The organism is Stenotrophomonas lacuserhaii (assembly GCF_014836545.1).
GTDB lineage: Bacteria > Pseudomonadota > Gammaproteobacteria > Xanthomonadales > Xanthomonadaceae > Stenotrophomonas > Stenotrophomonas lacuserhaii.
The window spans coordinates 1-24,365 of the sequence record NZ_JACSQS010000004.1; the positions used below are offsets into that span (position 1 = coordinate 1).

20 protein-coding genes and 1 pseudogene are annotated in these 24,365 nt (G+C 67.6%); 11 read left to right on the top strand and 10 right to left on the bottom strand.

Going from position 1 to position 24,365, the window contains the following annotated elements; translation table 11 throughout:
* Positions 1–129: 129 nt before the first annotated feature.
* Positions 130–1,182: an NAD(P)-dependent alcohol dehydrogenase gene (locus tag H9654_RS05490; protein ID WP_191769652.1), complete on the bottom strand. Its 1,053-nt coding sequence runs from the start codon at positions 1,180–1,182 to the stop codon at positions 130–132.
* A gap of 105 nt (positions 1,183–1,287) precedes the next feature.
* Between H9654_RS05490 and H9654_RS05495 the strand changes: the two genes are divergently transcribed.
* From H9654_RS05495 to fghA, 5 genes are all read left to right on the top strand, one after another.
* Positions 1,288–2,175 carry a LysR family transcriptional regulator gene (locus H9654_RS05495; protein WP_191769654.1) on the top strand — a complete coding sequence of 296 codons (888 nt, stop codon included), beginning with the start codon at positions 1,288–1,290 and terminating at the stop codon, positions 2,173–2,175.
* A gap of 380 nt (positions 2,176–2,555) precedes the next feature.
* Entirely contained in the window at positions 2,556–4,460 is a 1,905-nt protein-coding gene (locus H9654_RS05500; protein WP_191769656.1) for a pyridoxal phosphate-dependent decarboxylase family protein, read from the top strand.
* 79 nt (positions 4,461–4,539) lie between these two features.
* On the top strand, positions 4,540–4,815 hold the full coding sequence (locus tag H9654_RS05505) for a metal/formaldehyde-sensitive transcriptional repressor (protein WP_042613675.1): 276 nt from the start codon (positions 4,540–4,542) through the stop codon (positions 4,813–4,815).
* A gap of 90 nt (positions 4,816–4,905) precedes the next feature.
* Positions 4,906–6,015: an S-(hydroxymethyl)glutathione dehydrogenase/class III alcohol dehydrogenase gene (locus H9654_RS05510; RefSeq protein ID WP_101098955.1), complete on the top strand. Its 1,110-nt coding sequence runs from the start codon at positions 4,906–4,908 to the stop codon at positions 6,013–6,015.
* 14 nt (positions 6,016–6,029) lie between these two features.
* Positions 6,030–6,854, top strand: coding sequence for an S-formylglutathione hydrolase (gene fghA, locus H9654_RS05515; protein WP_191769658.1), 825 nt, complete (start codon positions 6,030–6,032; stop codon positions 6,852–6,854).
* Positions 6,855–6,906: 52 nt separating this feature from the next.
* On the opposite strand, the gene H9654_RS05520 is transcribed toward fghA, so the two are convergent.
* From H9654_RS05520 to H9654_RS05540, 5 genes and pseudogenes are all read right to left on the bottom strand, one after another.
* Entirely contained in the window at positions 6,907–7,767 is an 861-nt protein-coding gene (locus tag H9654_RS05520; protein WP_191769659.1) for a PA4780 family RIO1-like protein kinase, read from the bottom strand.
* Positions 7,768–7,886: 119 nt separating this feature from the next.
* Positions 7,887–8,231: a hypothetical protein gene (locus H9654_RS05525; protein WP_191769661.1), complete on the bottom strand. Its 345-nt coding sequence runs from the start codon at positions 8,229–8,231 to the stop codon at positions 7,887–7,889.
* A gap of 67 nt (positions 8,232–8,298) precedes the next feature.
* Positions 8,299–9,240, bottom strand: coding sequence for a DegV family protein (locus H9654_RS05530; protein WP_182657704.1), 942 nt, complete (start codon positions 9,238–9,240; stop codon positions 8,299–8,301).
* A 156-nt stretch (positions 9,241–9,396) separates the two neighbouring features.
* Positions 9,397–10,593 (bottom strand): annotated as a pseudogene (locus tag H9654_RS05535) (amidohydrolase family protein); the annotation flags it as partial.
* Between the two features lie 59 nt (positions 10,594–10,652).
* A complete protein-coding gene (locus H9654_RS05540; protein WP_191769665.1) occupies positions 10,653–12,056 on the bottom strand; it encodes an amidohydrolase in 1,404 nt (467 codons plus the stop codon).
* Between the two features lie 241 nt (positions 12,057–12,297).
* Here H9654_RS05540 and H9654_RS05545 point away from each other — a divergent pair, with 241 nt between their 5' ends.
* The 3 genes from H9654_RS05545 to H9654_RS05555 all read left to right on the top strand — a co-directional run bounded on the left by H9654_RS05545 (position 12,298) and on the right by H9654_RS05555 (position 17,176).
* Positions 12,298–15,687: an autotransporter domain-containing protein gene (locus H9654_RS05545; protein ID WP_191769667.1), complete on the top strand. Its 3,390-nt coding sequence runs from the start codon at positions 12,298–12,300 to the stop codon at positions 15,685–15,687.
* A 128-nt stretch (positions 15,688–15,815) separates the two neighbouring features.
* Positions 15,816–16,592: an AMP nucleosidase gene (locus H9654_RS05550; RefSeq protein WP_101098963.1), complete on the top strand. Its 777-nt coding sequence runs from the start codon at positions 15,816–15,818 to the stop codon at positions 16,590–16,592.
* Positions 16,593–16,636: 44 nt separating this feature from the next.
* Entirely contained in the window at positions 16,637–17,176 is a 540-nt protein-coding gene (locus tag H9654_RS05555; RefSeq protein WP_191769669.1) for a DUF924 family protein, read from the top strand.
* A 72-nt stretch (positions 17,177–17,248) separates the two neighbouring features.
* Here the strand turns inward: H9654_RS05555 and grxD are convergent, their stop codons facing one another.
* Complete coding sequence (grxD, locus tag H9654_RS05560) at positions 17,249–18,175, bottom strand: Grx4 family monothiol glutaredoxin (protein ID WP_042613684.1); 927 nt, start codon at positions 18,173–18,175, stop codon at positions 17,249–17,251.
* A gap of 59 nt (positions 18,176–18,234) precedes the next feature.
* Here grxD and H9654_RS05565 point away from each other — a divergent pair, with 59 nt between their 5' ends.
* The gene (locus H9654_RS05565; protein WP_191769671.1) at positions 18,235–19,017 is read left to right on the top strand and encodes a polysaccharide deacetylase family protein; all 783 of its coding nucleotides are present in this window, start codon (positions 18,235–18,237) and stop codon (positions 19,015–19,017) included.
* 9 nt (positions 19,018–19,026) lie between these two features.
* Here H9654_RS05565 and H9654_RS05570 read toward each other — a convergent pair whose 3' ends face one another.
* Genes H9654_RS05570 through H9654_RS05580 form a run of 3 tightly spaced genes read right to left on the bottom strand, consistent with a single transcriptional unit; the run spans position 19,027 to position 21,654 of the window.
* Entirely contained in the window at positions 19,027–19,755 is a 729-nt protein-coding gene (locus H9654_RS05570) for a methyltransferase domain-containing protein (RefSeq protein WP_318241116.1), read from the bottom strand.
* Between the two features lie 4 nt (positions 19,756–19,759).
* Positions 19,760–20,371, bottom strand: coding sequence for an SGNH/GDSL hydrolase family protein (locus H9654_RS05575; RefSeq protein WP_191769675.1), 612 nt, complete (start codon positions 20,369–20,371; stop codon positions 19,760–19,762).
* A gap of 5 nt (positions 20,372–20,376) precedes the next feature.
* Positions 20,377–21,654: a pyridoxal phosphate-dependent aminotransferase gene (locus H9654_RS05580; RefSeq protein ID WP_182657690.1), complete on the bottom strand. Its 1,278-nt coding sequence runs from the start codon at positions 21,652–21,654 to the stop codon at positions 20,377–20,379.
* Between the two features lie 113 nt (positions 21,655–21,767).
* On the opposite strand from H9654_RS05580, the gene rsgA reads away from it, so the two are divergent.
* Together rsgA and H9654_RS05590 are read left to right on the top strand one after the other, a co-directional pair.
* On the top strand, positions 21,768–22,874 hold the full coding sequence (rsgA, locus tag H9654_RS05585) for a ribosome small subunit-dependent GTPase A (protein ID WP_191769677.1): 1,107 nt from the start codon (positions 21,768–21,770) through the stop codon (positions 22,872–22,874).
* A 94-nt stretch (positions 22,875–22,968) separates the two neighbouring features.
* Complete coding sequence (locus tag H9654_RS05590) at positions 22,969–24,222, top strand: flavohemoglobin expression-modulating QEGLA motif protein (protein ID WP_191769679.1); 1,254 nt, start codon at positions 22,969–22,971, stop codon at positions 24,220–24,222.
* Positions 24,223–24,365 lie beyond the last annotated feature (143 nt).

Genomic DNA, 24,365 nt, shown 5'->3' on the forward strand with positions numbered 1-24,365 from the left:
GGAGGGCGCGAAACGAGGCCCGCAGGATGCGGCTTCTGCCGTCCCCCGGCCAGTCCCACCGCCCGGCTCAAACCAGAGACCAGGCTCTACGCGGCCCACCACGAGGGGCTCCGCCGTTCGCCTGCCTGATCAGCCCTTGATCGAGGCCATGTCGATCACGAAGCGGTAGCGCACGTCATTCTTCGCCATGCGCTCCCACGCTTCGTTGACGTCCTGGATGTTGATCACTTCCACGTCGCTGACGATGCCGTGCTCGGCACAGAAATCCATCATTTCCTGGGTCTCCGCCATGCCACCGATCGCCGATCCGGTCAGGTGCTTGCGGCCGAAGATCACACTCACGCCGGTCAGCGGCGGGTCGAGTTCGGTCAGCACGCCCACCAGGCACATCGTGGCATCGCGCTTGAGCAGGCCCATGTACGGGTTGGTGTCATGCCCGACCGGGATGGTGTTGAGCAGGAAGTCGAAGCTGCCCGCGTGGGCCTTCATCTGCTCCGGATCGCGCGACACCAGCACCTCATCGGCGCCCAGCCGGGTGGCATCGGCGCCCTTTTCCGGGGTGGTGGTGATCATCACCACCTGCGCGCCGAGGGCCTTGGCGAACTTCACGCCCATGTGGCCCAGCCCGCCCAGCCCGATCACGCCAACCTTCTGGCCCGGGCCGACCTTGAAGTGCTTCAGCGGCGAATAGGTGGTGATGCCGGCGCACAGCAGCGGCGCGGCGGCCTTCAGGTCCAGCGTCTCGGACACTTTCACCACGAAGCGCTGCTCCACCACGATGTGGTCGGAGTAGCCGCCCTGCGTTGTTTCGCCGGTATGCCGGTCAGTGCCGTTGTAGGTGAACGTCGCGCCTTCGGCGCAGTACTGCTCGAGGTCGTGGCTGCAGGCTTCGCAATGGCGGCAGGAATCGACCATGCAGCCGACGCCGGCGAAGTCGCCGACCTTCAGCGTGGTGACCTCGGCGCCGACTTCGACCACCTTGCCGATGATCTCGTGGCCGGGAACCATCGGGTACTTTGCGCCGCCCCAGTCATCGCGGGCCTGGTGCAGGTCCGAATGGCAGATACCGCTGTACAGGATCTCGATGCGGACATCGCCGGCGCCGACGGGGCGGCGCTCGAAGGTGAATGGAACCAGCGGCGCCGTGTTGGAATGCGCGGCATAAGCTTTGGCGAGGGACATGGGGGAATCCTTGGCAGGGTTTATGGAAAGGCGCTTTACAATACGCCCGCGGCGACGCCCGACATAGGCCGTTGATCGGGATGATTCATCAAGGCGGACAGCATAATGGCGACGGATAACCTCACCCATCTCGCGGCGTTTGCCGCCGTGGCGCGTCATCGCAGCTTCCGCCGCGCCGCTGCCGAACTGGCGCTGTCCACGTCGGCGGTCAGCTATGCCATCCGTGCGCTGGAAGAACGGCTGGGGGTAGGCCTGTTCCACCGCACCACGCGCAGCGTCTCGCTGACCGAGGCCGGCCAGCGGCTGATGGAGCGGCTGCAGCCGGCACTGGGGCAGGTAAGCGACGCACTGGAGGAAATGAACCAGTTCCGCGCCACCCCGGCAGGGTTGCTGCGCATCAACGCGGCCCGCGCCGCCGTGCCGACCCAGCTCAGTCCGCGGCTGGCCGATTTCCTGCGCGCGCACCCGGACGTGCGCATCGAGGTGACCGAAAACGACGGGCTGGTGGACATCGTCGCCGAGGGTTTCGACGCGGGCGTGCGCCTGCACGAGTTCGTGCCCGAAGACATGGTGGCCGTGCCGCTGGGGCCGGCCCTGCGCGGCATGATCGTGGCCTCTCCCGCCTACCTGGCCCGCCACGAACCCCCGCAGCACCCGCGGGACCTGCTGCGCCACCAGTGCGTTCGCTTCCGCTTCGCCAGCGGTCATCTGTACAAATGGCAGTTCGAACGCGGCGATGAAGCGCTGGAGATCGACGTCCAGGGCCGGATCACCTTGAGCGAGCAGACCACCATCGTGCGCGCCGTGCTGGACGGGTTGGGCATTGCCTACGTGCTGGAAGACGCCGCGCGTCCGTGGCTGGCGTCCGGGCAGCTGGTCAGCATGCTGGAAGACTGGAGTCCGCCGTTCCCGGGGTTCGTGCTGTATTACCCGCGGCAGCGGCAGATGACCTCGGCGCTGCGTGCGTTCGTGGACTTGCTGCGCGTGGCGTGAATGGCGCCTGCGCGCCGTCTGCATCCGTATCCGAGCCTGCGCCGGTCATCTGCATGACGGGCACGCGCGGGGCACTGCCGCGCACCGGATGACGGGTACACCCGCAAACGGCCCATTGTCGGAAATCCCGATGCCCTGTCGGGCAGATTCCCTGCAATCGCCATGGACCGGGCAACGCAGGATCGGGCTGCTGCACGCGCACCCGAACATGAAGCAGGCGCCAACCGCCGGCGTTGCCGCGGCAGCACTTTCCTGCCATGGCCAAGGTGTATACCCGCATGCAATCACGCGCTTCCAATCCCGCCGTCCTTACCCAGGCGTGGCCCGCTCCCGCCCCTGATCTTCCCGCCTGCTCAGCGCTGCAGTCGTTGCAGGATCCCATGGCTGCGTGTTTTCTCGGGCCCTTCGCCGACAACGACGGGTTCATCCAGGAGCTGCTCTACGACTTCTTCCGCGATCATGTCGAGTGGCGTCGAAGCCTGCACCCGCGGGGCGACGGGCCCGTGCCGGCTCCGCGCGCGGCCTCGCCGAAATACCGTCAGCTGCAGCGGCGCATGTTGGAAGAACTCAGCGCACTGTCCCATGCACTGAAGGATTCAGTGCCTTTCCACAGCCCACGCTACATCGGCCACATGTCATCGGACCTGCTGCTGCCCGGCCTGTTGGCGCAGATGCTGACGCTGCCTTACGACCCCAACAACATCAACACGGACTCCGGCGCGGTCACCATGCGCATGGAAATGGAGGTTGGCCTGCAATTGGCCCGCATGCTCGGCTGGCCCCACGATGTCAGGCAGCCGGACTGTGCCTTCGGCCACCTGACCTCCGGCGGCACCACCGCCAACTACCAGGCGCTGCGCCTGGCCATGTCACTGAAGGCCTGGCCGGTGGCGCTGCGTGCTGCCAAGGTGCCGGACATTCCCCTGCCGGAGGATGACGACGGGGCGTTCAACTGCGGTCCCGCTGCCGGCATCGCGCTGTTCCAGCAATGGCAGGCGTGGATTGCCGCGCTTCCACCCGCTGACCGCCAGCGGTGGCGTGCCCGGGTCACTGAGCAGCAGGTCGAAACACTGGGCCTGAACGAATTCTTCGCCCGCCATCCCACGCTTCGCGTTCCGCTGGTGCTGGCATCGTCGACCGCGCATTATTCCTGGAACAAGGGCATGAAGCTGGTCGGCCTGGGCAAGGCGCAACTGCGGCTGCTGCGCACCCAGGGCATGCGACTGGACATCGAGGCCCTGGACGAAGCACTGCGCGACTGCGCGCGTACGCGCCAGCCGGTGTTGATGGTCGTGGCCGTGCTGGGCAGCACCGAGTACGGCAGCATCGACCCGGTGGAGGCGATATGCGATGCCCGTGATCGCTCGAGCCGGGCGGGGCTGGGCTTCAGCGTGCACGTGGATGCGGCATGGGGCGGCTATCTTGCCAGCGTATTCCGCCATGAAAGCGGGGCGTTGCGGTCGTTGCAGGAAATGCGCGCTGAGTATCGCGACTTCCCGCAACCCTATGTCTACCGCGCGTTCGAGGGCCTGGCCCGGGCAGATTCGGCCACCGTGGATCCGCACAAACTGGGGTACCTGGCATGCGGCGCAGGTGCCTTCGTCTGTCGTGACAACCGCGCGATGCCCTTGCTGGCCGAACAGGCCGACTACGTGTTCGCCGGCGATCCCGCGGCCGGCTACATCGGTCAGTACGCGCGCGTGGGGCAGTTCACCCCGGAGGGCTCGCGACCGGGCGCGATGGCTGCGGCGGCCTATGTCAGCCAGCGCGTACTGCCGCTGGACCATGCCCATTTCGGCGTGCTGGCTCGTCGCACCCTGCTGGCCGCCGAATTTTTCACGGACCAGGTGACGGACTTCGCCGAGCGCGTTCGCGACGTGGCCGAAGTGCTGGTGCCGTGCGAGCCGGACAGCAACCTGGTGTGCCTTGCGTTGAACCCGCAGGGCAATCGCTGCATCGATGCGGCCAGCCGATTCGTGCAGCAGCTCCATGATCGGCTCAGGCCTGATCCGTTGGGAAATGGCCGCTGCCCGGCCTTCCTCGCTTCCAGCACCAGTCTGCGCGAGCAGGCGGTGGGCAGGCGGGACATGCAGCGCATCCTGCGCCAGCTCGGCCTGGACGGGGGCGAGGCCGGCAGCGTGGGCAGCCTGTCCATCCTGCGCCACTCGCTGATGAATCCCTTCCTGCTGCGTGCCGAGGCTGCAGGGGAGGCGAACAACCCCATCACGCAGTATTTCGTGCACCTGGAGGTGCTGGTGCGGGAGCTGGCGGCGGGTCTGCGGTGATCCCGCCATGACGTGGGCTGGACCGCCACGGCACTCGCCGATATACTGTCCCCCAGTATAGTTCCATGGCCGCTGCCCGATGCCGCATTCCGCTGAAGAAAAGAAGAAGGTCCTGGCCCGCGTGCGGCGCATTCGCGGCCAGTGCGATGCACTGGACCGCGCGCTGGAATCCGGCGCGGACTGCGGCCCGGTGCTGCAGCAGATCGCGGCCATCCGCGGTGCGGTGAACGGGCTGATGTCCGAGGTCATGGAAGCGCACCTGCGCGAGGAATTCGGCCAGCCTGCAGCGTCCGACGCGCAGCGTGCCGAGCGCGTGCGCGACATGGGCGCGCTGATCCGCTCCTACCTGAAATGAACCATGCCCGCCGCGTGCGGGCGCTCGTCAACACGCGCGCAACACGCGCCTGCCTACCCTTGTCCTTGCCCGTCCCCTGGAGAACCCACCATGAAGTCCCGCGCCGCCGTAGCCTTTGGTCCTGGCCAGCCACTGAAGATCGTCGAGATCGACGTCGCCCCGCCGAAGAAGGGCGAGGTGCTGGTCAAGATCACCCACACCGGCGTCTGCCACACCGATGCGTTCACCCTGTCCGGTGATGACCCGGAAGGCCTGTTCCCGGCCGTGCTGGGCCATGAAGGCGCCGGCATCGTGGTGGAAGTGGGCGAGGGCGTGACCAGCGTGCAGCCGGGCGACCATGTGATCCCGCTGTACACCGCCGAGTGCGGTGAATGCCTGTTCTGCAAGAGTGGCAAGACCAACCTGTGCGTGGCCGTGCGGGCCACGCAGGGCAAGGGCGTGATGCCCGATGGCACCACCCGCTTCAGCTACAACGGCGAGCCGATCTACCACTACATGGGCTGCTCGACCTTCAGCGAATACACCGTAGTGGCCGAAGTATCGCTGGCCAGGATCAACCCGGATGCCAATCCGGAACACGTCTGCCTGCTCGGCTGCGGCGTCACCACCGGCATCGGCGCGGTACACAACACCGCCAAAGTGCAGGAAGGCGACAGCGTGGCGGTGTTCGGGCTGGGCGGCATCGGCCTGGCGGTGATCCAGGGCGCGCGCCAGGCCAAGGCCGGGCGCATCATCGCCATCGACACCAACCCGTCCAAGTTCGAACTGGCGCGTGAGTTCGGTGCCACCGACTGCGTCAACCCGAGCGAGCACGAGGCGCCGATCCAGCAGGTGGTCGTGGAAATGACCGGCTGGGGCGTGGACCACAGCTTCGAGTGCATCGGCAACGTCAACGTGATGCGCGCTGCACTGGAATGCGCGCACCGTGGCTGGGGCCAGTCAGTGGTGATCGGCGTGGCCGGCGCCGGCAAGGAGATCTCCACCCGTCCGTTCCAGCTGGTCACCGGCCGTACCTGGAAGGGCAGCGCGTTCGGCGGGGTGAAGGGACGCAGCCAGCTGCCGGGCATGGTCGAAGATGCGATGAAGGGCGATATCGAACTGGCGCCGTTCGTCACCCACACCATGGAACTGGAAAAGATCAACGAAGCCTTCGACCTGATGCATGAAGGCAAGTCGATCCGTTCGGTCGTGCACTTCTGATCGGGGGCCACACCATGCAACGCATTGAACACCGCGCCTGTTCCGGCGGCTGGCAGGACGTCTACCAGCACCGTTCGGAGGTGCTGGACTGCGAGATGAAATTCGCGGTCTACCTGCCACCGCAGGCCGCCACGCAGAAGCTGCCGGTGCTGTACTGGCTGAGTGGGCTGACCTGCAACGAGCAGAACTTCATCACCAAGGCCGGTGCACAGCGCTACGCCGCCGAGCACGGCATCATCCTGGTCGCGCCGGACACCAGTCCGCGCGGCGATGAGGTGGCCGATGCGGAAGGCTACGACCTGGGCAAGGGCGCGGGGTTCTACCTCAATGCCACGCAGGAACCGTGGGCGCGCCACTACCGCATGCACGACTACATCGTGGAGGAGCTGCCGGCGCTGATCGAAGCGCATTTCCCGGCAAGCGATGCGCGCGGCATCAGCGGCCATTCGATGGGCGGTCACGGCGCGCTGGTGCTGGCACTGCGCAATCCTGGCCGCTACCGCAGCGTATCGGCGTTCTCACCGATCGTGGCGCCCAGCCAGGTGCCGTGGGGCGAGAAGGCGTTCAGTGCCTACCTGGGTACCGATCGCAGCGCGTGGGCGCAGTGGGATGCCACCGAACTGGTGGCCACTGCGACCGAGCGCCTGCCGCTGCTGGTCGACCAGGGCGACGCCGATGAGTTCCTCGGCGGGCAATTGCAGCCGCAGCGCCTGCAGGCGGCCTGCGAAGCGGCCGACCATCCGCTGCAGCTGCGCCTGCAACCCGGTTACGACCACAGTTATTACTTCATCGCCAGCTTCATCGGTGATCACATCGCGCACCACGCCAAGGCGCTGTGATGGGGGAGCGCCGGGCATGGCTCGGCGCTACGGGACAGCGTGACCTTTCGGGTCAGTCGTCGTTTTCTTCGGCGGCTTCACGACCCTGCTGGCGGATAAGCGCTTCTTCGCGTGCATCGTTGATGGCGTGGCGGACACTGTCCAGGTCGATGGTGGTTTCATCGTGGACGAAGGTGCCGGTCAGCGGCGAATCGGGCAGCAGGTCACCGGCTTCGAACAGCGCCCACATCTCTTCGCCGTACCAGGTGTCGAGCAGCTCCGGGGCAAAGCGCCCCAGGTAGGCGGTGAGATTGTTGACGTCGCGCAGCAGCATGCTGCGTGCGGCATTGTTGCCTGCGGCACTGACCACCTGCGGGAAATCGATCACCACCGGACCCTCCGGGTCCACCAGCACGTTGTACGGTGACAGATCGCCGTGGATCAGGCCGCAGCACAGCATGCGCACGACCTGGCGCACCAGCACCTGGTGGTAATCGCGTGCCTGGTCCGGCGCCAGTTCCACTTCCCCAAGCCGCGGGGCGGAGAAGCCCTCGGCATCGGTGACCAGTTCCATCACCAGCACGCCGTGGTAGTAGCCATGCGGCTCGGGGACGCGGACACCGGCGTCGCGCAGCTGGTACAGCGCGTCCACTTCGGTGTTCTTCCAGGCGGTTTCCTGCTGCTTGCGGCCGTACTTGCTGGCCTTGCCCACGGCACGGGCTTCGCGGCTGCCACGGACCTTGCGGCCTTCCTGGTACTGCACGCGCTGCTGGAAGCTGCGCTGTGCCATGTCCTTGTAAACCTTCGCGCAACGCACATCGTCACCGCTGCGTACCACGTACACAGCCGCTTCCTTGCCACTCTTGAGTGGGCGCAGCACTTCATCGATCACGCCGTCGTCGATCAGCGCCTGCAGGCCTTGGGGGGTCTTCACATAACCTCGGTGGGACGGCCGGCGCCAACGGCGGGCCTGAAAGGGGGGTGATTTTCGCACCTTCCTGACCCGGCGGCCACCTGCCCCTTCCTGCGGAAGCCGCCGGGCATGGCGCGGCGTTACGAGCGGACGTCGTGCAGGGTCCAGTGCGGGCCGGCGAGCAGGCGCAGGCGTTCCTTCAGGATCTCGCCCTTGATCGTGGTGCGGGCTTCAAGCTTGATCTGCAGGTCGTCCTGGCTGCCGGTCACGCTGGCGGCAGGGTCGGTGACGCCCCACTGTTCGGGCACCGCGTCCGGATCGGACTGCTTGGCCTTCCACTTCTCGAACAGCGTCGGGTTGGCCAGGGCAGCCTGCAGTTGCTCGGCGAAGCCCTCGGCACCATGGGCGGTGAAAGCAAGTTCAGTATCGCTGCCGCGGGCCTTGGCCGGGTCCGGCAGGCTGATGTAGTACGTGGTCATTGGCATCTCCGTTCAAGGGTGCAAGCGTTGCAGGCGGCCGGTGCACGGTGCGTGCAGGACCGCCGCAGGCTACTCATTCGAAGCGGTGCGGTCCATCGGCGAAACCGACCGTCAATGCCCCCTTGCCCACGTTGACCATGCCGGTCAGGCTCATCACCGTTTCCAGCACCGCCACGCCGTGGTCGCTGCAGACCTGGCGCAGCGCATCGTAGCCGGGCAGGGCGCGCAGTTCGTCCAGTTCGCCGCCGTAGCTCAGGCATACCGCCGGGGTCATCAACCCGGCGCGTACGCGCTGGCCGACCACCTCGAACAGCTTGGTCACCGCGTTGTCGAAGCCCTTGATCTTGGCCACCGGGCCGGTCTCGCCGCGGTAGCCGTGCAGCACCGGCTTGATGTCCAGTGCACTGCCCAGCGCGGCGCTGATCAGGCCGACGCTGCGATCCCCTTTGTGGCGGGCGCGGGCGCGCATGTAGTACAGGTCGCGGGTGATCATGTAGCCATGCACGTTGCCGGCCAGTTCTTCCAGCCGCTCGCGGATCTGCTGCACGCTGGCGCCGCTGTCGCGCAGCCGCACCGCTTCCACGGCGGTCACGGCCTGGGCGGCGAACAGGTTCTGGGTGTCGATCACCCGCAGCGCGAACGGCGAATTGAAACCTGCCGCCTGGCGCACCGGTTTGTAGTCGTTGAGGATGGCGAAGCTGGCCTGCAGCGCGTTGTCGTGGATCGGGCTGCGGGTCTTGGTGATGGTCATGCAGAACACGTGGTCGTAGTCGATCACCAGGCGCTGCAGGAACAGGTCACGGATCTGCTGGACGCTGAAGGGGATGGTCTCCGCCTCCGCGCCGTTCTCGGCCACATGGGCATGCAGGAAGCTGAGCGTGGCCTGTTCGTCCCGATGATCGGCGAGGATGGCTTCGCCGATCCGCACCGTGATCGGCAGCAGGACGATGTTGTGCTGGGTGATGAAGTCCTGCGGCAGGTCGCAGGCCGAGTCAACGACGATTCCGATGCGCATTCGCAGGCCCCCTCCAGGCGCGTTTACCGCTTCATAAGCGTGAAACGTATCGCACTTTTGGGAATTCCGCGCGTGCCATCGGCGTCCCGGTGTCCAGCGGCTGCGGTGCACCGCAGCCGGCAGGGGGGTGTCCTTGGGGCGCGGGGCCGGGGCAGGTCAGGGCTGCGCCGTGCGCGGCAGGTAACGGTCGCGCAGTTCGGTCTGGCGCGAACGCATCGGCATCGCGCGTCCGCCCAGCCACACCTGCTCGGCATAATGCGCCACGTCCAGCGGATCGCCTTCCCACAGCACCAGGTCGGCCAGCTTGCCCGGCTCGATGCTGCCGATGCGGTCGCCCACGCCCAGCGCCTGCGCCGGTACCCGGGTCAGGCCGGCCAGTCCGTCGGCCCACGGCAAGCCATGCGCCACCGCGTTGCCCGCCAGCTGGCGTACCTTGCGCGCGTTGTGCGAGGCATCGCCGCTCTGGGTGAAGCTGACCTCCACGCCGGCCTTGCGCAGGCGGGCGGCATTTTCCAGGGTCGCGCCGATCTGGTCGAAGGTGGTCGGCAGGTTGCCCAGCGCATCGACGAAGACCGGCACGCGGGCCTGGGCCAGTTCGGCTGCCAATTGCCAGGCCTCGGCGCCGCCGGCGATGGCGATCTTCACCTTCTCGCGTGCCGACCAGCGCAGCAGCTGGCGGATGTCCGAGGCACGGTCCACTTCGATGATGATGCGGCCCTTGCCGGCCAGGTAATCGGCCAGCGTGCGCCGGCCGGCGGGGGTCAGCAGGGCATGCGGGGAATCACTGCCGACGCGGCCACGGGCCTCGTCGACGGCCTGCTGCAGCAGCATCCACTGGGCAGCGCGGGACTTGCCGGTCAGCTCTGCCGCGGCCGATCCCAGCCGCAGGTACAGAGCGCGCGGACCGATCGGATCGGCACTGCCATCCAGCCGGACCACGCCGCCCTGGCCGGCGATGAAGCCGCCGCCGGTGTGCGCGCCCAGTGCGGTGAAGCCGATGCCTTCCACGCGTGCCACCGGAACCAGGATCGAGGCCGGGTTGTAGGCCAGGGTGACATCGAACTCCGGCCGCAACGGCTGCTCGCCGAGGGTCAGGGTGCTGTCCACCGTGCTCTCTTCGCCGGATACTTCCTCGATGCCGATTTCGGTGATGCCACCGAACAGCGCGGGCGTCAGCGGACGGCCCTCGGCCTCCACCACCGCCACGCCGGCCGGTGCGGCAAGGCCGCTGCCGACCGCCTGGATGACGCCGCCGCGCACCAGCACATCGGCATTGGACAGGCTGCCGCGCGCGCTGGCGGTGTGCACGGTCGCGTTGCGGATCAACAGGTCCTGCGCGGTGGCGGGCAGCGACGCGGCCAGGCCCAGCAGCAGGGCGAGGACGTGCGCGGTCTTGATGCGTGCACCGATCATCAGCGCACCTCCTGGCCGAGACGGAAATCAGACACCGGTTTGCTGCGCGGATCGGCCCGGTCGTAGTACTGATGACCGTCGATGAAGACCTGGTCGGCCAGCGCATAGGAACTGAAGGGGTTGCCGTTCCACACCACCACGTCGGCGTTCTTGCCCGCTTCCAGGGTGCCGGTCTTGCCTTCGATGCCGAGCGCCTTGGCCGCATTGGCGGTCATCCAGGTGATGGCGCGTTCCGGCGCGATCGCCGGCATGTCGGCGCGGCGCGCGGCGGCGATCACCTTGGCCGCTTCCTGGTTCAGGCGCTGGATGCCTTCAGGGGAGTCCGAATGCACGATGGCGCAGCTGTTGGCAGGGCGATCGACCAGCGCGATGTTCTCCTGGATGCCGTCGAAAGCTTCCATCTTGAAGCCCCACCAGTCAGCCCACAGCGCGCCGCAGACGCCTTCCTGGGCCAGTCGGTCGGCCAGCTTGTAGGCTTCCACGCCGTGGTGGAACGCGGCGATCCTGAACCCGAACTCATCGGCCAGGTCGAGCATGGTGGCCATCTCGTCGGCGCGGTAGCAGTGGATGTGCACGCGGATGTCGCCCTGGATCGCGCCAGCCAGCGTGTCCAGTTTCAGGTCGCGCTTGCCGCCGCTGTCGCCGCTGCTGTCTGCCTTGTCGCCGCCGAACCAGCGCTTGCGCTTGGCCGGCTTGGCGGTGTTCTTGGCGATGTATTCGCTGGCATCGATGAAGGCGGCGCGGTAGCCGGCCACGTTGCCCATCCGGGTGCCCGGTGCGGTGCCCTTGCCGCCGTACACGCGCTTGGGATTCTCGCCGCAGGCCATCTTCAGCCCCCACGGCGCACCGGGGAACTTCATCGCCTGGTAGGTGGTGGTGGGTACGTTCTTGAGCACCACGCCGCGGCCGCCGACCAGGTTGGCCGAACCGGGCAGCACCTGCATGCTGGTCACCCCGCCGGCCAACGCCTCGGCGAAACCGGGATCCTGTGGCCACACCGAATGTTCGGCCCAGACGTTGGCGGTCACCGGCGCGGTCATCTCGTTGCCATCGCTGTGCGCGCTGACGCCGGGGCTGGGATATACGCCCAGGTGCGAGTGCACGTCGATCAGGCCGGGGGTCACCCAGCGCCCGTGCGCGTCGATGCGGCGCACCTCGTTGCCCGCCTGCAGGGCACGGCCGACCTCCACCACTTTTCCGTCACGCAGCAGCACGTCCGCATCGTCCAGGCGCTGCCCGGTGCCGGTCAGCACGGTGGCGTTGTGGATCAGCACGGCCTCGCTGCTGCGCGGCTGGTAGGTGCTGGGATACGGATCCTGGATGAAGCGCGAAGCGCCGGTGGCCGGCGCAGCGGCCAGCGACAGCAGCGCCAGGCCGATGCCGGCGTGCAGCAGGTTGTACATGGAGTCCCCGTGAGCATGGTGGTGCAGGCCGCTGACGCTAACGGACTATCGCCCTGCTTGCCAAGTGACCTTCGGCCTGGCGTTGCCAACGCATGCGGCGGAACGAGAAAAGCGCGCCTGCATATTTGCGGTAATCTCGGGGAGCGATGGCGCCACGCGCTGTCCGCCGTGTGGGTCGCCGCGAGCTGCAATGGCCGCGCGCACCCAGGATGAACCACGTAATCAAGGAATAGATCCAACCATGACCCGTACCACGTTGTTCCGTACTTCTTCTTCGTCGCGCCGCCCCCTTCCTTCGCTGCTTGCTTCGGCCATCGCCGGATCCTTGCTGGTGGCTGCCGCGATGCCTGCACTGGCGCAGCCGCAGGATGCGCCGCTTGACCGGTACCAGCAGCTGCGCAGCGTGCAGGCAGCTGCCGCATCGGTGCCTTCGGCCAGCGTTGCGCGTTCGGCTGCGACCGCACTGGCAGCGGCCGCCGAAACCGCTCCGGTAATGGGCAACGCCGGCAACCGCGAAAGCTGGCAGACCGACGAGTTCCAGGTGGATTGGGGCCTGGCTGCCATGAACGCCGATGCCGCCTATGCGCGCGGCCTGACCGGCCAGGGGATCCGGCTGGGCGTGTTCGACAGTGGCAGTGGCCTGGCGCACGATGAGTTCGCCGGCAAGAACCACAGCAGCATCCGCATCGCCGACCTGCTGCCCGATGGCACCTCGTGCACCAACGTCAACGCGTTGTGGGGGCCGGATGCCTGCTTCGCCAGTGACGGTGATGTGGTGGCGCTGGAGGCCATCGGCTTCGATTACGGCCTGACCGAGGAAGACATCGCCTTCCTGATCGGTGCCGGTGCGCCTTACGGCCTGACCTTCAACACCCATGGCACGCATGTATCGGGCACCATCGCCGCCAACCGCGATGGCAGCGGCATGCATGGCGTCGCCTTCGGCGCGGACCTGGCCGCGGCCAAGCTGTTCTTCGACAGCTATGTCGAGTGGTACCTGGGAACGGACAATTACTACCGCCAAGGCGCTGTGTTCCCGCAGGTCGGACCGAGCGAAGACGCCTTCGCCAGCATGTATTCGCAGATGAACGCCCAGGGCGTGCGCGCGATCAACCACAGCTGGGGCCTGGGCAGCGAGCCGGAGACCGTCGAGCAGTTCGATGAGATCTACAACCACGAAGGCGACCGCGCCTATCTGGATATCTTCGCCGAAGGCTCGCGCCAGGCCGGCATGATCCAGGTGTGGGCAGCCGGCAACTCCGCCGCCTACAACCCCAGCCCGGAAGAGGCTCCGCTGGCCGGCGTGTATGCCACGCTGCCGCGCGCCTTCGCGGACATCGAGCCGTACTGGCTTGCCGTGGTGAACCTCGACCAGAACCTGCAGCTGAGCGACCTGTCGCACCGCTGCGGGCTGGCGGCGAACTGGTGCCTGGCCGCGCCGGGCAGCGACATCATCTCCACCTCGTACGGTTCGGAAGGGCTGGAAGGCCAGCTGGCCACCGATGACAACCAGAACGTGCTGCTGGACGTACTGCAGCGCGTGCCCAGCTACACCTACGAACAGATGAGCGGCACCTCGATGGCGGCCCCGCACGTCACCGGCGCGCTGGGCCTGCTGTTCGAACGTTTCCCGTACCTGGACAACGCGCAGGTGCGCGACGTGCTGCTGACCACTGCCACCGACCTTGGCGCCGAAGGCGTGGACGATGTCTACGGCTGGGGCCTGGTGAACCTGGAAAAGGCCATTGAAGGTTATGGCCAGCTGCGGGTGGACACCCACGTGGTGATGAACACCGCGGCCGGCGGCCTGAAGGTGTGGGAAGGCGATGCGTGGGATGACTGGACCAACGACATCGGCGGCCCCGGTGCGCTGACCAAGTCCGGCAACGGCTGGCTGCGCCTGAGCGGTGACAACAGCTTCAATGGCGCGGTGCTGCGCGAAGGCATCCTGGAGCTGGACGGCGTCAACACGCTGACCGCTGCGGTGGTGGTGCAGGGTGGCCAGCTGCGTTTGAACGGCAGCCTGGTGGATACCGACCTGGATGTCCGCGGCGGCAGCGGGCTGGTCGCCGCGGGCGCGCTGCTGGAGGGTGCATCGCTGTCGATCAACGGCGGCATGCTGTCGTTCAACGGCACGCAGACCGGCGGTTCCACCGTGGTGGGGGCCAATGGCCTGCTGCAGGGCACCGGTACGCTGGGCGATACGCGCGTGGCCGGCATCATCGCGCCGGGTAACTCGATCGGCACGCTGACCATCGATGGCGATTACGTGCAGACCGCCAGCGGCGTCTACCTGGCCGAACTGTCGCCGGGGGGCAGCAGCGACCTGCTGCGCGTCAGTGGTACCGCCTCGCTGGATGGCACGCTGAAGGCGCTGCCGGAAGCGGGCATCTACTACCTGGGCGAGCAGTTCAACGTCATCCAGGCCGATGGCGGGGTGCAGGGCCGGTTTGCCACCACCGACTTCAGCGCGTTCTCGCCGTTCCTGCAGTTCGGCGTGGGCTACGGCAACAATGGCATCAACATCGAGGTCACCCGTGGCCAATTGCTGGCAAGTGCGGCGACCACCGCCAACCAGCGCGCGGTGGCCGGTTCGGCCGATGCGCTTGGCGTGGACCAGGGCCTGCCGAAGCCGTTGACCCTGCTTTTCCCGCAGCAGGTCGGTGCGGCGTTGGATGGCCTGAGCGGTGAACTGCATGCCGCCACGCCGCTGGCGCTGGTGGAAAGCAGCCGTTACGTGCGCGATGCGGCACTGAGCCGTGCGGTAGGCGCACGTTCGCCGCAGGACGAGGGCAGCCAGGCCACCGGTGCGTGGGTGCAGGCTATCGGCGGCAGCGGCAATCTGGCTGGCGATGCCAACACGGCACGTACCCGGTCCAACACCAGCGGCTTGCTGGTCGGCATCGATCGTGACATCGGCGGCTGGCAGCTCGGCCTGCTGCTGGGCAACGGCCGCACCGACACGAAGCAGGCGCAGGGGCGCTCGGCCAAGGCGCGCATCGACAACACCCACGTGGGCCTGTACGCCGGCCACAGCTGGGGCGCGTTCGGTCTGCGCGGTGGCCTCGGTTACAGCCGGCATGACATCGACAGCAGCCGCCAGGTGGCCTTCGCCGGCTACGGCGACGCGCTGGATGCCAGCTACGAGGCGAAGACGAAACAGGCCTTCATCGAAGCCGGTTACCGCTTCGGCGGCACCCAGGGCGGACTGGAGCCGTACCTGCAGCTCGCCCGTGTCGAAGTAGACGTGGACGATGTGCGCGAGCAGGGCGGTGCAGCCGCATTGACCGGCCGGGTGGCCGACACCGCGACCACCGTGGCCACCGCCGGCGTGCGTTTCGACAAGGGGCTGAAGGCAGCGTTCCAGCAGGACGCGTGGCTGCATGTGGTGGGCGGGGTGGGCTATCGCCGCGCCTCTGGTGACCGCGATGGACTGGCGCAGCTGGCCTTCGAGGGCGGCAGCAGCTTTGCCGTCAGCGGCGCGCCGATCGCCGACAGCGCGGTGGTGGCGGAGCTGGGCCTGTCGGCCTGGTTGAGTCCGCGCCAGCAGCTGGAACTGGGCTACAACGGCCAGTTCGGCGATGAAAGCCGCGACCACGGGGTCAATGCGCGCTGGTCGGTGCGGTTCTGATCGACGCCTGATCCATGCGTGATCGAGGGCGGCCCGCGGGCCGCCCTTTTTGTTTCCGCACCGGCGATGCTCGACTCTGTGCCGCGCCTCTCGCAGAATCGTGCCTTGACGTTCGCCAAGACCGCCACATGAAGACCAAGCAGGACATCGTCGACAACTGGCTGCCGCGCTACACCGGCGTGCCATTGGACCAGTTCGGCCAGCACATCCTGCTGACCAACTTCAGCGGCTACCTGCATGCTTTCGCGCAGCTGACCGGCGCACCGGTGGTGGGCCTGGACCGGCCGATGGCCAGCGTCACCGCCGATGGCATCAGCATGATCAACTTCGGCATGGGCAGCCCGAACGCGGCCATCATCATGGATCTTCTTTCCGCGGTGATGCCCAAGGCGGTGTTGTTCCTGGGCAAGTGCGGTGGCCTCAAGCGCAAGAACCAGCTGGGCGACCTGGTGCTGCCCATCGCGGCGATCCGCGGTGAAGGTACCTCCAGCGATTACCTGCCGCCGGAAGTGCCGGCATTGCCGGCGTTCGCGCTGCAGCGGGCGGTCAGCACGATGATCCGCGACCTCGGCCACGACTACTGGACCGGCACCGTGTTCACCACCAACCGGCGCGTATGGGAGCACGATGAAGCCTTCAAGGAGCGTCTGCGCAGCATGCGCTGCATGGCCATCGACATGGAGACCGCCACCGTGTTCGCGGCGGGCTTCGCCAACCACATCCCGACGGGGGCCTTGCTGCTGGTCTCCGACCAGCCGATGATCCCCGATGGGGTGAAGACCGAAGCCTCCGATGCCAAGGTGAGTTCGCAGTTCGTGGACAACCATATCCAGATCGGCATCGAGGCCTTGAGGCTGATCCGGCGCAATGGCAAATCGGTCCGCCACCTGCGGTTCGACGAATGACCGGCAATGGGCAGGGCGCCCCGATGCAGCCCGTGGAGCAGGATATGCAGACCGCAGCGCAGGTAGTGGCGTTCTGGAACGAGGCAGGGCCGGCGAAATGGTTCGCGCGCGACGACGCGTTCGACGCACGCTTCCGTGCGCTGTTCCTGGAGGAACACCATGCGGCCGCCTCGCGGGCCCGCGAGCACTGGTTGTCCAGCGCCGAAGGGGCGCTGGCGCTGATGCTGCTGCTGGACCAGTTCCCGCGCAACTGCTTCCGCGGCACCGCCCATTCGTATGCAACCGATGGGCTGGCCCGGCATTACGCGATGCGCGCGGTGGAAGAGGGCCTGGACCTGGAGCTGCTGCCCAAGCTGCGTGCGTTCATCTACCTGCCGTTCGAACACTCTGAAGAGCTGCAGGACCAGGACCGTTCGGTGGCGATGTTCGACGTACTGGGCGACAAGCAATACCTGCAGTTCGCCGAGCTGCACCGGGACATCATCCGGCGCTTCGGTCGCTTCCCGCACCGCAATGCGGTGCTGGGGCGGATGACCACGATGGAAGAAATGGATTTCCTGGCCGAGGGCGGATTCGCGGGTTGAGGCGCTATAACGGAAAACGCCGGCGGATGCCGGCGTTTTCCAGATCGTTACGGCACTGCATGAAACGCCGGATCAGTACTTCGGCACGCCGTTGTCGACCTCGTCGGACCAGGCATCGATGCCGCCGGTCACGTTGTGCACCTTGGTGAAGCCCAGTGCACGGAACTGTTCGGCCGCCTGCGCGCTGCGACCACCGTGATGGCACAGGAAGGCCAGCGCAGTGTCCTTCGGCAGGGCTTCCAACTCGGCACGGCCATTGCCATCGAAGACCTTGAACGGCACGCCGACGGCGGCGATCGAACGCTCTTCGGAGGGACGTACGTCCACCAGCAGCACGGTGCCGGCACGCACCAGGTCGTCGGCATCGCGCACCGACAGTTCGGTGATGGCCTTGGGGGCGTTCGGGTTGTCGATGGCCAGGCCCTTGCCGCGGATGTCATCCACCCAGTCGATCGTGATGCCGTCGGCGCGCCGCGCGCTGGCCAGGTCGAACTGCACGCGCAGGCCATTGGATTCGGCCGCGATCGCGCCCTCGTCGAACGGGGCCAGCTGGAAGTTCGGCTGGAAGCGGGCATCGATGCCCAGCTGCAGGGCCGCGCCGGGCGAGTCAGCCAGGGCACCCTTGAGCATTTCCACCGCGGCCGGGGTCACGGTGATGGACGGGGGGGTGCGGTCCGGGGCGGCCAGGCCGAGCACGCTGCTCAGCTCACCGCTGGAGGCCATCTGCAGGATGATGTCGCTGCCACCGACCAGCTCGCCGTCGATGTACAGCTGCGGGATGGTCGGCCAGTCGCCGTACTGCTTGATGCCTTCGCGGATTTCCTGGTCGGCCAGCACGTTGACGTGGCCGAACTCCACGCCCAGGTCCTGTAGTGCGCCGACGGCCTTGGCCGAGAAGCCACACTGCGGCATGGACGGCTGGCCCTTCATGAACAGCACGACGCGATCATTGGCGAGGAGGGTTTCGATGCGCGAACGCAGGGCGGGATCGAGGGACATGGCGGTGGAAATCCGGTGATATCGAACCGCTGATTCTACCCCCCGTGGCATCATGGGGCATGACCACGGTAGAAACGCTGCATTGCCCCCCGCGCTGGCCCTGGCGCGCGCTGCTGGGCTTCGCGCTGTCCCAGCTGCTCGCCCTGGCGGTGTGGATCCTTGCCGGCTGGGGCTGGGGACTGGCCCTGCTGCTGGCCAGCCATGCGCTGTTCCTGGTGCCGGTCTTCCTGCCCAACTGCCGCTTCTACACCCCGGTCACCAGCCGCGTGGCCGAGGCCGGCGAGGCGGTCTGGCTGACCATCGATGACGGCCCCGGAAGGGATACGCCCGCCGTGCTGGACCTGCTTGACCGCTACCAGGCCAAGGCGACCTTCTTCCTGGTGGGCGAGCGCGCGCTGGCCCATCCGGAGCTGGTGCGCGAGCTGATCTGCCGTGGCCATGACGTGGGCAATCACAGCCACAGCCACCCGCAGGCGCGTTTCTGGCGACTGGGGCCGGCCGCCATGGCCCGCGAGATCGGCCACTGCCAGCAGGCGCTGCAGGCGATCACCGGGCGGCCCACGCGCTGGTACCGCTCGGTGGTGGGCATGACCAATCCGTGCGTGGGGCCGGTGGTGCAGCATCTGGGGCTGACCCGGGTGGGCTGGAGCGCGCGTGGTTTCGATGGGGTGGACTGCACACCCGCGCAGGTGCTGGCGCGGCTGCTGCCGGACCTGAAGCCCGGCGCGATCGTGCTGCTGCACGAAGGCAGTGGACATGGCCACAACCTGCAGATCATCGAAGGCGTGCTGCAGGCACTGCACGAGCGCAGGCTGCAGGCGCGGTTGCCGGCAGGCCCCTGACGCGGCAGGTCAGCGCGCCACGGGTGGGCGCGTGGCCACCAGCAGCCAACTGTTGAACGGAGTGCGCCCGTGCAGTCGGCGCGGCGCTTCGGCGACCAGGCCGGCCTTGTCGAGCAGGCGTTGCAGCGCGCCGGCGGTTGGATAGTGGCGTGGGCGGGTACGCATCCAGCCGGACAGCCAGCCCAGCCGGTCGGTCAGGCGCGTGGCGCGGTCGCGGCCATCGCCGGTATCCAGCGGACTGCGCAGTACCAGTGTCCCGCCGGGCGCCACACGCGCTGCCGCCGCCTGCAGCAGGCTGGCCTGGGCGTGTGCGTCCAGGTAGTGCAGCACGTCCAGCACGGCTACATGGCCGCTGTGGCGTGGCAGCGGCTGTTGGATGTCCAGATGGCGCAGGTCCAGGGCGTGAAGAGCCGCGCGGCGGACCGCACGCGCACCGCGATCGATCTTGCCGGCGTCCAGGTCCACGCCCAGATAGGGCTGCGTGCGGCCGTGCAGGCGCGCGACGTGGCCGAGCAGGCCCAGCCCGCAGCCCAGGTCGAGCAGCGGCAGGCCATCGTCGGGCAGGGCCTGCAGCACGCCGTTGTAGAGCGGGTCACTGCCGAGCTTGGCGCGCACGTAGTAGTAGGTGCTGCGGTTGCCCCAGCTGCGTTCCGGCAGGAAAGCGCGGGCGATGGCCGTTGCCTCGCCGGTGTCCAGCGAAGAGGCCGGCGAATGCGCGGTGGGCAGCGCGCCGGTCACCGGGTCAGGCGGCGGAGGCGAGCAGGCGCTCGGCCAGCGGCAGGGCCCGCTGCGCCCACAGCGCATACATCCGCGCCGAAGGATGCAGGCCGTCGTCTGCGAGCATCGCCGCTTCCGCGCCGTGCTGGCGCGAGAGATCGGTGATGTCCACGTAGGCGATTCCGAGCGCGTTGCAGATCGCCTGCGCGGCATGGTTGTAGCCATCCAGCGCCTCGGCAATGGCAGCGTGGTCGCGATCATGCGCGAACGGGGTGACGCCCCAGTCCGGGATGGACAGCACCAGCACCCGTGCCGGCCTGCCGCCGGCAAACGCCAGTGCACGTTGCAGCAGGGCGCTGAACTGCTGCTGGTACTCTTGCAGCGACCGACCGCGGTATTGGTTGTTGACCCCGATCAGCAGGCTGACGAAATCGAACGGACCGTCCGGTGCCACGGCATCGATGCCAGCGTCCAGCTCATCGGTGGTCCAGCCGGTGGTGGCGATGGTCCGTGGCTCCTGCAGCGCGATGCCGCGTGCGCGCAGCAACGCCGCCAGCTGATGCGGCCAGCGGCCTTCCGCCGGAACGCCTTCGCCAATCGTGTAGGAATCGCCCAGGGCCAGCCAGGTGAGTGCCATCGGAGTCAGGCGACGGCCGAGCGGCGCGGCTTCAGCGTTACCACTTTGCGGTTGGCTTCGGCGCGGCGTGCCAGCGCGCGGTCGATCCGCGAGAACACCTCGCGCATCACCGCCGCTTCGGGCAACAGGGTGACGCGGAAATGATGTCGGTAGGGCACGTTGAAACTGGAGCCGGGTACCACCAGCACGCCCTCGTCGTTCATCAGTTCCAACGCGAAATCGTGGTCGTCCAGGCCACGGGCCGCATCGCCGACCACGGCCGGGAAGGCATACAGCGCGCCGGCTGGCGCCACCAGCGAAAGGTGTTCGCTGGCCGCGCAGGCTTCGATCACCGCGCGGCGGGTTTCATACAGGCGGCCACCGGGGCTGCACAGCGGGGTGATCGTATCGGGACCGTTGACCGCCGCATCGATGGCGTACTGGCCGGGCACATTGGCGCACAGGCGCAGCGCGCTGAGCAGGTCCATCGCGGCGCGGAATTCGCCCAGCCGCTCGGCTTCGCCGGACAGCATCGCCCAGCCCACGCGCCAGCCACAGGCGCGGTGCACCTTGCTCAGGCCGCTGAAGGTGATGCACGGCTGGTCACCCGCCAGCGGTGCCACCGGCTGGAAGACTGCGTCGTCGTACAGGATCTGGTCGTAGATTTCATCGACCATCAGCAGCAGGTTGTGCTTGCGCGCGATGGCGACGATGCGTTCGAGCAGTTCGCGCGAGTAACTGGCACCACTGGGATTGTTCGGGTTGATCAGCACGATGGCGCGGGTACGCGAGGACACCAGTGCTTCGATCTCGCTCGGGTCCGGCTGGAAGCCGTTCTCCGGGGCGCAGCGGTAATACACCGGGCGGCCGTCGTTGAGGATGGTCGCGGCCGACCACAGCGGATAGTCCGGCGAGGGCACCAGCACTTCGTCACCGGGATTGAGCAGCGCCCGCAGCGACAGGTCGATCAGTTCGCTCACCCCGTTGCCGATGAATACCCGGTCCGGGTGCGCGTCGGGGGCGCCGCGACGCGCGTAGGCGGCCGCGATGGCCTCGCGCGCTTCCGGCAGGCCCTGCTGGTGGGTGTAGGGATCGGTGCGGCCCATGTCATCGGCGATGGCGCGCTGCAGGTGCTCCGGCGCGCGGAAGCCGAAGTTGCCGGGGTTGCCGATGTTCAGCTTGATCAGCGTGCGACCCTGCGCCTCCAGTTCCCGCGCTCGCCGCGCCAGCTCTCCTCGGATCTCGTAGCGCACTTCGGAAAGGCGCTCACGGATGGCCAGGGGCTTGGGCGTGGGGGTGGACATGGCAGACGGGCCGTCGATGGGCGTGGAAGACCCATACTAGCTGAATTGCTGCGATGCATGGCAAGGGTCTCCGCCGGCCAGCGCCCGCGCCCGCAAGGCGCGCTGCCGGTAGAATGCGGGCGATGACCGATACCCCTGATTACCCCGCACTGCAGACCATTGGCTGGCCTTGGCCCGGCCCGCCCGCCACCGCCGACCAGGCGGACTGGCAGGCCGCGATGGCGACCCATCCACAGGCGCGGCCTGCGCGGGTGATCGAGCAGCATCGCACCCACTACGTGGTCGCCGATGGCCCGGACGCGTCGATCAAGGCCGAATCCCTGCCGGAATGGCAGCGTCCGCGCTTCCCCAGCCATGAGCGCCCCGCAGTGGGCGACTGGGTGCTGCTGGAGGGCGTGCGCATCGTCGCGCTGCTGCCGCGGCGCACCGCGATCAAGCGTGGCGCGGCAGGGGAGCATTACCACCAGCAGGTGATCGCGGCCAACGTCGATACGGTGTTCATCGTCTGCGGCCTGGATGCCGATTTCAATCCGCGGCGGATCGAGCGTTACCTGCTGCTGGTGGGCGGCGGCGGCGCCGAGCCGGTGGTGGTGCTGACCAAGGCCGACCAGACCGAGTACACCGAAGACGCGCTGGCGGTGCTGGAAGAATTGAAGGCGCAGGGCATCGCGCTGCGGGCGGTCAACGGCCTGGATCCGGCCAGCGTGGCGACCCTGCATCCGTGGCTGGGCGCGGGGCATACGGTGGTGCTGGTGGGCTCTTCGGGTGCGGGCAAGTCGACCCTGACCAATACCCTGCTCGGCGAGCAGCGGATGAAGACCAACGCGGTGCGCTCCAACGATTCGCGCGGCCGCCACACCACCACGCATCGCGCGCTGATGCCCTTGCCGATGGGCGCCTGCCTGATCGACACGCCCGGCATGCGCGAACTGAAGCCGACCGGCGAAGAGACGCTGGCCGAAGGCGGCTTCGCCGATATCGAAGCGCTGGCGGCACAGTGCCGGTTCCGCAATTGCCTGCACCAGCAGGAACCGGGGTGTGCGGTCCGTGCGGCGATCGAAGAGGGCGACATCGAAGAAACCCGCGTGTTGAACTACTTCAAGCTGAAGGAAGAAGTCGCTGCCGCGGCGGCAAAGCTGGCGGTACGCCAGGCCGAGACGGCGCAGGAACGCCGCACCGCGGCCCGTCGGGGCGCAGGCAAGGCGCCGCGCCGCCGGTAGTGACGGCTGCTGGCCATCGTTGTGGGTGACGACCATCTTGTGGGTGACGACCGTTGGTCGTCACGCCGTTACCGCCTCAGGCTATAGTTGGCCCATGGATCCAGGCGCGACGCTAGACCATGAAGTGGCCCACCATGCCGCGCTGGATGCGCGGCTGGTCGAGGCCGTCGGCGGCATCCGGCTGCTGGGGCTGACCAGTTGGCCGGCGGCCCTGCAGTCCCCGTTCCTGGCCAGCGTGGCCAGTGGCCAGCCGCGGCTGCCCCAGGTGGATTACCCCAAGCTGGATTTCAGCGATGCGCGGCGCGCGTTGGCGGCGCTGACCGCCGACTGCGATGCCGACCATCCGCTGGGCCGTTACGTGCAACAGTCCGCGCAGAGCTGGGACCTGGCCGCGCAGTTGCTGGAAGGGTTGGGCACCGCCGCAGTGGATGCGTGTTCAGTGCAGTTGTTCGGTTCGCCCGAGCAGCCGCTGCCCGGCAACGGGCCCAGCACGCGCGATGCCGCGCGTCATTTCATCCAGATCGCCGCCGAACTGGACCACGAGCTGCTTGCACCCGAAGAGCAGGTCCCGGTCTCGGCTACCGCGCTGCAGCTGCAGCTGCAGAGTGACCTGGATGCGTTCTTCGAATCGCGCATCATCCAGGTGCAGCTGGATCCGGAACTGGTCTCCAAGGCGGCCGCCGGGCCGACCCGCATCCGCCTGCGCACCAGCGCCCGGTTCAGTGCATACGACCGTGCACAGCTGTTCCACCACGAAGCGCTGGTGCACTCGCTTACGGCGTTGAACGGCCGGGAGCAGCATGTCCTGCCGAGCCTGGCATTGTCATCCCCGCGCGTCACCGCCACCCAGGAAGGCTTGGCCACCTTCGCCGAGCAGATCACCGGCAGCATCGACATCGAGCGGCTGAAGCGCATCAGCCTGCGCACCGAAGCCATTGCGATGGCCCGGGAGGGTGCGGACTTCATCGAGGTGTTCCGCTATTTCTGCGACGCCGGGCAGAACCTGGAGGAGAGCTTCGCTTCGGCCCAGCGCGTGTTCCGCGGCGTTCCGCCCAGCGGCGGCATGGCCTTCACCAAGGACACGGTTTACCTGCGTGGACTGGTATCGGTGCATACGTTTTTCCGCCACATGTTGGCCGAAGACCGCCTGCAGGTGTGCCGTTGGTTGTTCGCCGGCAAGATGACGCTGACTGATGCGATCACCTTCGCGCCGTTGTTCGAGGCGGGGATCCTGCAGCCTCCGCGTTGGCTGCCGCATTGGGTGAGCCGGGCCAATGGGCTGGCGGGGATGCTGGCGTTTTCGTTGTTCGCCAATCGGATACGGATGGATCAGTTGTCTCCGGAGTGACTCGGTCGAACGGGTGGGACCCCCTCGTGGCGGGTGGCTGCTACAAGCGGTTTGCTGGTTTGGCGCCGGGCGGTGGGGCTGGTCGGGGGACGGCAGAAGCCGCATCCTGCGGGCCTCGTTTCGCGCCATCCATGGCGCTCAAC